Below are 8146 nucleotides of genomic sequence, written 5' to 3' on the forward strand. Positions count from 1 at the left end.
ACACTGATTTTTCAAGCCTGTTGATTATTGTCAAGTCAACCGCAACTCCAAGCCCGGTTCCCAAGCCGTACATTACGATATCCCAAATATCAAACGTGCTACCGAAAAGAGGAATGTCATAGAATTGCAATATTTCTACAGTTGTTCCAAATGAAAAAGTCAGTAATGCTGCAATTATTCTGGCTAAAAAGACCGAAATATTTTTTCTTAAAGATATCTGAAGCAATAAGTAGACATTCATAGGGAGTAGAATATCAATTAAATACCCATTGACAAATTTCCGGAAAATGCCTTGATAGTTTGGCCCGATCAAAAAATGCAATAGCCCGACTGATAGGGAAATTAGGACAATGAAATATATACTTTTTTTATTTTTCATTTTCAATCCAAAGTCCTGAAGGTTATCCGGCTATTGAACAGTCGGTATTTCTTTTTTGCCCGAATCTTTTTTTTTGATTTTCAATTTCGGATTTTAAGTTTCTGAATTTGATCCCATCAAGGTTTGTCTTGTGGTGAAGTTGCTGATCAAAAGCGACTCAGATTCAGAATGGCACAGAAATCTGTTGAAAACACTGACCTTTGATTTGGCAATTAACCTGCCACAAAATCATCTACACAGCCAGAGGTTGCTCTTCTGCCCTTCATCATGGTGTGAATTTTTCAAATGTTGTCCCATTAAACTTATATGCCCCGTTTTCATGGGTTCCAAGCCAAAGGTCGCCATTGTTGTCTTTGTAAATACTGAATAAAGTAATGTCTTTTAAATTATCCTGAACTACATATTGAGTAAGTTCCGTTCCATCATATTTCCAAACGCCATTGCGGTAAGTCACAAACCACAAATTATCATTGTTGTCTCTTACGGTTGATAGATACTCGTCCAAATCGCTGTCCTTTTTCCCGTCCAAACCGCCTATGCTTTCATGCCTTGTGAAAAATTTATTGCCATTTAAGGTTGCGCTGTCGTATACACCATAACGATATTCGGTATTGAACCAAAAGTCGCCATGTTTGTCTTCTGTAATTGAACGCACTCCGTTTGCACCTTCGTTGCGAAATTCTGTCACATCTTCTTCTGTAATCCATTCAAACGATTTTCCATCGTATCGGCATACTCCGACAGGGTTGGTGCCAAACCAAATGTTTCCTTTTCTGTCTTTATAAATGCTATAGACATCAAATGGATTGGTTAGATCAGGTGGATTAGGTAACAGTAATTCAAATAAAGTAATACCATCATAGCGATATACTTTTCCCGTATTTCCATAAGAATACTTAAACCACATATCTGTGGATTCAAGTTTCCAATTTTCACTGGGAACTGCCGTTAAAGTCGTGAAAGTATTTCCGTTATACTTTGATATTGCAGACGTTGCGTTTGCACTCCGAAAATAAATGTTACCTAATTTATCCTCTTTTATTTCATCTATTCTGTTGTTTAGCAGACCATGCTTGGTGCTGAAATTAATCAATATCTTGCCATCATATTTATATACTCCTGTTTCCCAACTGCCAAACCAATAATCATTTTTACTGTCTTGAAAGACAACCATAATATTACTTCCAAGTTCTTTTACGGTGTTGCCGATTGTAAATTGGTCAATGTAATTATTCTTAGAGGTCTGCCCATTGCATGATGTCAAAAGAGTTAAAATGCTCAGGAATAAAAGTAGGTTTGGTTTCATTGTTGGCTATGTAATGGTTTTAGTGTCTTCATTCAATCACTGCTGATTCTTTCATTTCTGTTTTTTTAAGATTTTCACTATTCGGTTATACATAACTTCCGATAGATTCCAATTATAACCTTCAAAGTCTACTGTATTGGTGAATTGTATAACCACCGCATCAATTTCTTTATGGTATTTCGCAATGGTTTGATATCCGGGAATCAAACCCGTGTGTCCATACTCATAAATGGAGGAGTATATTTCCTGTTCCTCTTTGTCATTGAAAACTGTGCCCTCATTTAATGCCCTGATAAACAAACCCAAATCTTCTGCTGTCGCCAACATTGAGCCAACATTGTTTGATTTTAAATCTGAGTCATAGCCTACGTAATAGCCGCTCATTACATCATCGATATTTACATCCTGAATTGAGCCAAAGGTGTGCTTTAAATTCAATGGGTTTAATATTTCTTCTTGGATGTATCGGAATGTGGAATATCCCAGAACCCGCTGCATAATTCTGTCGAGGAGTAAGTAGTTGGTATTGGAATATTCATAACCTTCCCCTGGCTTAAAATTGGCAGGCAAATCCAGAACTAAAGCGAGGTTCTCGTCTGCCGTTTCTTTCGGTGCCGCCCAGTACATAAAGGTGTCAGTATAGTTTGGAATACCACTTCTATGCTGAACCAACATGCGCAAGGTGATTTTTTCGGCGTACTCTATTCTGCCTTTTAATTCGGGTAAATAGTCTGAAAGGGATTTGTCCAATGATAATTTTCCGTTCCGTACCAATTTGGCAACTGCAACCGCATTATATAATTTGCCGACGCTGGCTATTTTGAACAATGAATTGGGGTCGGCCGGAATTTTATTTTCCCTGTTTTTATAGCCTGAAGTAAAAAATGCTGACTGATTGCCTTTTTTGTTTACATAGACAACAATACCATCAAATCCGTAATCCGCTGCTTTATCAACTTGTTCCTGAACGGTATTTGGTATTGGCGGTATCCATGCTGTTACAATTGGCCACGGAACAAAATACAAGGATATTAATGTGCCTACAAATAGTAATATTCTGATTATTCTTTTCTTGGTCATGAACTTCAATCTATTTCACCATTAATGAGATTTATAATAGAATCTAAATCATGCATTAAAGGTTGATAATGTGCTCTTTCAGTTGCAATGCTTGTTACAATAAACAAAAGTATGTTGTTCTCAAATTCCTTAGAGTTTAGTAAGGCTAAATTGCTCACTTCATTTGAGGTGTTGGGCAGTCCAAAATTATCATTGACTCCAGCTGACTGAAAAACGGTACTTAAACTATATTGATCTGTTCTAAACATATCAAGTACCTTAATCCTTTGAATGCTAAGCTCTTCCTCTTGCCTTGATATATCCTCAAGAGTGGAAATCCAATTTGTCAATTCTTTTCTTAACTCAGTATTTGTTAGATTTTTCAAGTTTCCTGAGTTGATCATTTCAGATAATAAGGAATTGTTGGAGTTAAAGGCAATATCGTTTGACAATGTTTTGTACAGCAAGTTAGAAAATAATGTTTCGTCGATAGACTCTTTATTTGAACCTGTAAGCCCTAATATTTTCTGAGCTCCCGTATAGTTTTCTTTATTGATGTTTATCAACTCTTCTAATTTTGATTTGCTTATCTGAAATTCTTCTTTCAATCCAAGTAAATAGGTTTGTTCAGTAGCATCCTTTATTCTGTTTTGATTCCAATTATTAATTTGCAGGGCAATCAGAATACCAAGTACTACAAGGATAATTTCCCCTAGTGCATATTTTAAGTATTGGTTAATTCTCCCATTATACAGAAGCTTATTTCTTATGTTCCGAAAAATTTTCATTTGTCCTTAAATTGCATTGGGTTGAGGCAAGGCGCAAAGCGGGATTTCAAGTCTCTGCATTTTCCTGATTTATTCGCTCATGCTCAACTCCTTTATTTTCATTCTTGCGTGTTCGTTACCGGGGTTTAGTTCAAGGGATTTTTTATAGTTTTCGATTGCTTTTTGGATATCACCTAATGTTTCATAAGCTTCCCCCAAGCTGTCATAGGAATTGGGTGAATTAGGGTAATTTTCTACATTGAGCATAAAAAATCCCAATGCGGTGGATTTGTCCATATCATTTCCATTTTGAAGCATGCTATAACCTATCTGGTTTACGAGATACTCGGGAGGTCGAAAATTCCAAGAAAGTCGCTCCGAAAGTTTGCGAAAATGTAGAGTGAGTTGCTCTTTGTCCCCTACATCACGGTAGGAAATTCCATACCCTTCAAAAATTGCGGAGATTCCGTTATGAAAAGCAATGATTGGAACTGAGTTATGGTTTTCATTTTCGAAGTATTCTAATTTTGCGGGCAAATCACCTTTGCATTTACCATTCAATGTCTCATAAAATCGTACATGGCGGTCACGATTTCTGATATTCCTTTTGCCCCAATTGGCCGAGGCTATATACAGGAACCTTTCAAATGATTGTTCGGTCAGAGAATCTAACTTATTGTCCATGGTTTCTGAATCCCATGTTCCAAAACTTGGGTCAACCGCAATAAATGAATTGAAAAGTGTCTTTTCTTTTAGATAGGCATGCGTCGCCAACAGACCTCCCAATGAATGTCCAAAAAGTATTCGATAGGGGACAGTTCTATACTTTTGATCCAATTCAGGCAAAAGTTCTTTTTCCAAAAAACTGAGAAAAAGATCTCCACCGCCTGTATTATTCTCTCTGACGGTAATGATTTTGTCCGGTGTGAAGTCTCTTCTTCTATCCACATTGTGAATTGCAACCACGATCATCTCGGGAATTTTGCGGCTTCCATAAACATCGGAACTCAGGTAGTTTAAGGTCCCTGAAATGGACTTAAAGTGCAAATTTCCATCAAGTATGATTAGGACAGGGTATCTCTTGTAGGATGATTCTTGCTCATGGTATGAATCAGGAAGACTGATCCAATATTCTCTGTCTTCATTCAGAATCTCAGACCTAAGTGAATGTTTTGTACCGATTACTATTTGTCCAACATCTTGTGATTTTACCTGGTCAATCCCTATCAGAAAAAGTAATAGTACGATAATGATTTTTCTCATTCTGTTGATTTCTACATGATTGGAAGCCTTTTGTGCCAAAGTTTGTTGGCGGATTTTGCACAAAATTTCAATCCAAGAACTTCACTGGAACCTACCACAAAATTGTCATAAAAACTCCTTACCCACCATTGTCGCCAAATGGCCCTGTGTGCCTTAAAGGTGAATATAAGTCAAAAAGATGACCGTTCCAAGGCTTTAAAGCCCCCTATGTCCGGGGGAACCTCCCGAAGCCAAGCAAGTGGCAAGGTGGTTTACCGTGAGGTATGCACTGAAGTAAGCCAGACTGCGGTGTCTGCACAGACGTAGAAAAGGCGTACCGCAGGTCTCACCGATCGGTTCTTTTCTATCCAACATCCATTTGAATGTTTTGGACAAGGAGCTTGACAGGAGAAACCTGAAATATGTCCTATATGCTGACGACTTCAGCGTCTACACCAAGTCAAAAAGAGAAGCCAGATAAGTGGGAAACGAGATGTACCTTTTCCTAAAGGACAAACTCAGACTTCCCATAAATAGGGATGCCCGAGGACGGAGTGCGAAGGGGACGCACGAAGTGCTGCGGTATCCGAAGACCATCCGATTTTGAATTGTTGGGACATGCGTTTGTTCCGACATACCAGAAGGGGGTTAAAGGAAAATACCAGTTGCTGGTGAAAAAGAACAGTTGGGAATCTCTCAAACGCAAGCTTAAGCAGATTACTAAGAAAACCAAACCGTACAGCTTCGATGAGAGACTTAAAAAGCTTGCAGAAATATGGCGGGGGTGGGTAAACAATTACCGCCTTGCGAGTATCCATGCCAAGCTGAAGGCCATCGATGAATGGCTGAGAAACCGGCTTCGGTACTGTATTTGGTCTGCCGCGGCGGAGAAAAAGCCTGGACGAAAACGTAAAAACCTGTCCAGATTGGGAGTGGACCAAGACCATACCTACGCATGGAAGGGCCGAGGGTTAAAAAAATGTCTCTTAAGACATTTTTAGCAAAAGAGCCAATATGAAGGGGAGGTAGAAAAGGGGGATGGGCAGTAGCCCAGAGTCCGATCTTGACAACTACCATAACTCTGTCACGCCTGAGAAGAAAAGGATTTGAATCGATGCTTTCCTACTACCACAAAACGCAACCTACAATCCAGTGAACTGGGACCGAGCGTTAATGAAATGATCCCAATGGATCATTTTAGCGAGAAGCCGGAATGCAGGGTACGTACGAGACCTCCCGAAAGCTTTCGGGATCGGTGGTGTGAGAGGCGCACCGTGGGCTTATAGCTCACGGCCGTCTACTCGATTGGGCGTTAGTTGTTTTTTAGCTATTCAGCTTTCAATACTTTTATATCTCTGATTAAGTTTTGAATACTATTTGGGTCAAGTCCGTTGTAAATGCCTCTTATATGCCTGTTCTTGTCAATAAGTACAAAATTTTCAGTATGTAGGAATACTGTACTGTCGCTGTTTACACCTAAATCTTCTTCAACAAAATAATATCTTCTCCCTAAATCGTAAATTTCATTTTTGTCACCTGTCAATAATTTCCATCTTTTATATTCAACTTTTTTGTCTATAGCATATTGTTTTAAAACTGGAACACTATCTTTTTCAGGTGTTACACTATGAGATAATAATAGCAATTCATCATCATTGATAAATTCTTTTTGAATGTCTGCCATACTACTTGTCATCTTTGGGCAAATGCCTGGGCATGTAGTAAAGATAAAATCGGCTACACAAATTTTACCATCTAAATCTTTTTCTGTAAAACTTTTATTTTCTTGATTTATGAGCTTGAATGGTCTGATTTTGTGAAATGTATGTTCGTTTGGCATTTCCCATTTTGGCGTAAAATCTGGCGTATCGTAAAAAGGAAGGTGTTTTTTATTTTCCTTACAGGATAGCATTAAAAATAAAATGGGAATTAAATATTTTTTCATTTGAACTTTTCATCTTTTAAAGTGTAGCACAATGCCGATTTTTGAAGTCCGTATTGAACCCCATCTTTTACTTCATAATTGATATATGGTTTGCCGTTTTCACGCCACGCCTTTTGCATTCCGTTTTCTTTGTCGTCCGCAAAAATTAGTTCATAATAAGGACTACCACTGACATACCACTGTTTCTGTACGCCCTCTCTTTTATCGTTGAAATACATAAAATCAAACTTCATTTTGCCATTTTCCCAAAAACCAAAATGCCGTCCATAAGCAATTCCGTTTTTATAATTTCGTTCGGTTTCTAATTCACCATTTGGAAAAAATGTTTTGGTAATGCCGTGTTGCTTTCCTTGTAAATAAGAACCAAGGCTCTGCAATAGAGTAGATTGATATATTGATTTTATATAACCTGAAAAGGGTTTATTATCACGATAATAAACACCGTTTTGTAATTTTAGAGATTGGCTATTTGACAAAATAGTGTCTTTGGGAATTTGTGAAACATCTACTTTTTCAAAAATATTATTTGGCTTTTCAGCAACTGGTGCAGAACAGCCAAATAATAAAATAGAAATAGCAGTATATATAATTTTATTGTGTGAAAGTGCCTTTAGCCCCATGATAACTACCTGCTTTTAAAATATAAAATCTACTACCCAAATAAGCCGTGTTACTTGCATGATAATGATAAATAGGTGTAGAAAAATCAGCCGTAATTCCTACATGTCCACCATTTACATCAAGATCAGAAGGGTAGGTACCATCAGCATCCTTACGAGCATAAATTGGAAACCCATCTCTTAAAAAACCAATTAAATTTGAATCGTCATTACCTGTAAAATCACCAGTGCAATGGTAATGATAGGTGTTTCCTGGTCCTGGATGAGCACCAGCTCTGTCAAACGAACCTAATACACCTGCATCTACAGGTACGTTTCCTCCTTCTCTGTCATTGTAAATTGGTACACCATTCAAAGCCATACCAATCGGTCCCAAAGTAGTAACTTCTTTGGTACTTGCCTCAGTAGGATTTGTAGGAATTGTCATAGTATAGTTTTGCGTACCTATCTTGCCTGGATTGACTGTACTGCCTGCCATTTGTGCCTCGTAAAGTGAATTACTGGCATCCCAATAAGGCGATACATGGTCTGGGTTTCCATTAGACTTCAATGTTATACTACTACCACTTGTTGAGATAGTTACCATACTTTTGTACTTAGCTTGCACAGTACTTAAAATGGAAACACCCGTTATTGGTGTAACAGGTGTACTTTCATCATCTTTATTACAAGAATAAAGGATAATACTTGTAGCCAAAAGGCTAAGTGCGAAAATGGATACTTTTAATTTTGTCATTTTTTTTAAAATTGATTTACGATTTCTTTTAGACAACTTTTTCAATTCATTCCTTCGGTTGTTCTATCTTTTTTTTATTTTTTATGAAATAA

At 37.6% G+C, this 8146-nt stretch carries 11 protein-coding genes; 2 read left to right on the plus strand and 9 right to left on the minus strand.

Features of this window, described 5'->3' with window-relative positions; genetic code table 11:
• The 6 genes from ACZFYI_RS11480 to ACZFYI_RS11505 all read right to left on the minus strand — a co-directional run.
• Positions 1 to 241: hypothetical protein (locus ACZFYI_RS11480; RefSeq protein WP_462524271.1), on the minus strand; the 241-nt coding region annotated here is incomplete at its 3' end.
• A 403-nt stretch (positions 242 to 644) separates the two neighbouring features.
• Positions 645 to 1685, minus strand: a complete 1041-nt coding sequence (locus ACZFYI_RS11485; protein WP_462524272.1) for a ligand-binding sensor domain-containing protein — start codon at positions 1683 to 1685, stop codon at positions 645 to 647.
• A 51-nt stretch (positions 1686 to 1736) separates the two neighbouring features.
• Entirely contained in the window at positions 1737 to 2765 is a 1029-nt protein-coding gene (locus tag ACZFYI_RS11490; RefSeq protein WP_462524273.1) for a serine hydrolase domain-containing protein, read from the minus strand.
• Positions 2766 to 2770: 5 nt separating this feature from the next.
• Entirely contained in the window at positions 2771 to 3532 is a 762-nt protein-coding gene (locus ACZFYI_RS11495) for a DUF6090 family protein (protein WP_462524274.1), read from the minus strand.
• Between the two features lie 69 nt (positions 3533 to 3601).
• Positions 3602 to 4837, minus strand: a complete 1236-nt coding sequence (locus ACZFYI_RS11500) for an alpha/beta hydrolase-fold protein (RefSeq protein WP_462524275.1) — start codon at positions 4835 to 4837, stop codon at positions 3602 to 3604.
• 132 nt (positions 4838 to 4969) lie between these two features.
• Positions 4970 to 5149: a hypothetical protein gene (locus tag ACZFYI_RS11505; RefSeq protein ID WP_462524281.1), complete on the minus strand. Its 180-nt coding sequence runs from the start codon at positions 5147 to 5149 to the stop codon at positions 4970 to 4972.
• Between ACZFYI_RS11505 and ACZFYI_RS11510 the strand changes: the two genes are divergently transcribed.
• On the plus strand, positions 5133 to 5234 hold the full coding sequence (locus tag ACZFYI_RS11510) for a hypothetical protein (RefSeq protein WP_462524276.1): 102 nt from the start codon (positions 5133 to 5135) through the stop codon (positions 5232 to 5234). The genes ACZFYI_RS11505 and ACZFYI_RS11510 overlap by 17 nt on opposite strands.
• A gap of 190 nt (positions 5235 to 5424) precedes the next feature.
• On the plus strand, positions 5425 to 5754 hold the full coding sequence (locus ACZFYI_RS11515; protein WP_462524280.1) for a group II intron maturase-specific domain-containing protein: 330 nt from the start codon (positions 5425 to 5427) through the stop codon (positions 5752 to 5754).
• 326 nt (positions 5755 to 6080) lie between these two features.
• Here the strand turns inward: ACZFYI_RS11515 and ACZFYI_RS11520 are convergent, their stop codons facing one another.
• Genes ACZFYI_RS11520 through ACZFYI_RS11530 form a run of 3 tightly spaced genes read right to left on the minus strand, consistent with a single transcriptional unit; the run spans position 6081 to position 8099 of the window.
• Positions 6081 to 6698, minus strand: coding sequence for an SCO family protein (locus ACZFYI_RS11520; RefSeq protein ID WP_462524277.1), 618 nt, complete (start codon positions 6696 to 6698; stop codon positions 6081 to 6083).
• Positions 6695 to 7318 (minus strand): toxin-antitoxin system YwqK family antitoxin, encoded by a 624-nt coding sequence (locus ACZFYI_RS11525; protein ID WP_462524278.1) that lies wholly within the window; start codon positions 7316 to 7318, stop codon positions 6695 to 6697. The genes ACZFYI_RS11520 and ACZFYI_RS11525 overlap by 4 nt, the downstream gene beginning before the upstream one ends.
• Complete coding sequence (locus ACZFYI_RS11530) at positions 7290 to 8099, minus strand: YHYH protein (protein WP_462524279.1); 810 nt, start codon at positions 8097 to 8099, stop codon at positions 7290 to 7292. The genes ACZFYI_RS11525 and ACZFYI_RS11530 overlap by 29 nt, the downstream gene beginning before the upstream one ends.
• Positions 8100 to 8146: the final 47 nt, after the last annotated feature.

This window comes from Aquiflexum sp., assembly GCF_977115555.1.

Coding starts and splice junctions, on each gene's coding strand:
- ACZFYI_RS11485 (WP_462524272.1), bottom strand. CDS start 1,685: ATGAAACCAAACCTACTTTTATTCCTGAGCATTTTAACTCTTTTGACA.
- ACZFYI_RS11520 (WP_462524277.1), bottom strand. CDS start 6,698: ATGAAAAAATATTTAATTCCCATTTTATTTTTAATGCTATCCTGTAAG.
- ACZFYI_RS11495 (WP_462524274.1), bottom strand. CDS start 3,532: ATGAAAATTTTTCGGAACATAAGAAATAAGCTTCTGTATAATGGGAGA.
- ACZFYI_RS11525 (WP_462524278.1), bottom strand. CDS start 7,318: ATGGGGCTAAAGGCACTTTCACACAATAAAATTATATATACTGCTATT.
- ACZFYI_RS11490 (WP_462524273.1), bottom strand. CDS start 2,765: ATGACCAAGAAAAGAATAATCAGAATATTACTATTTGTAGGCACATTA.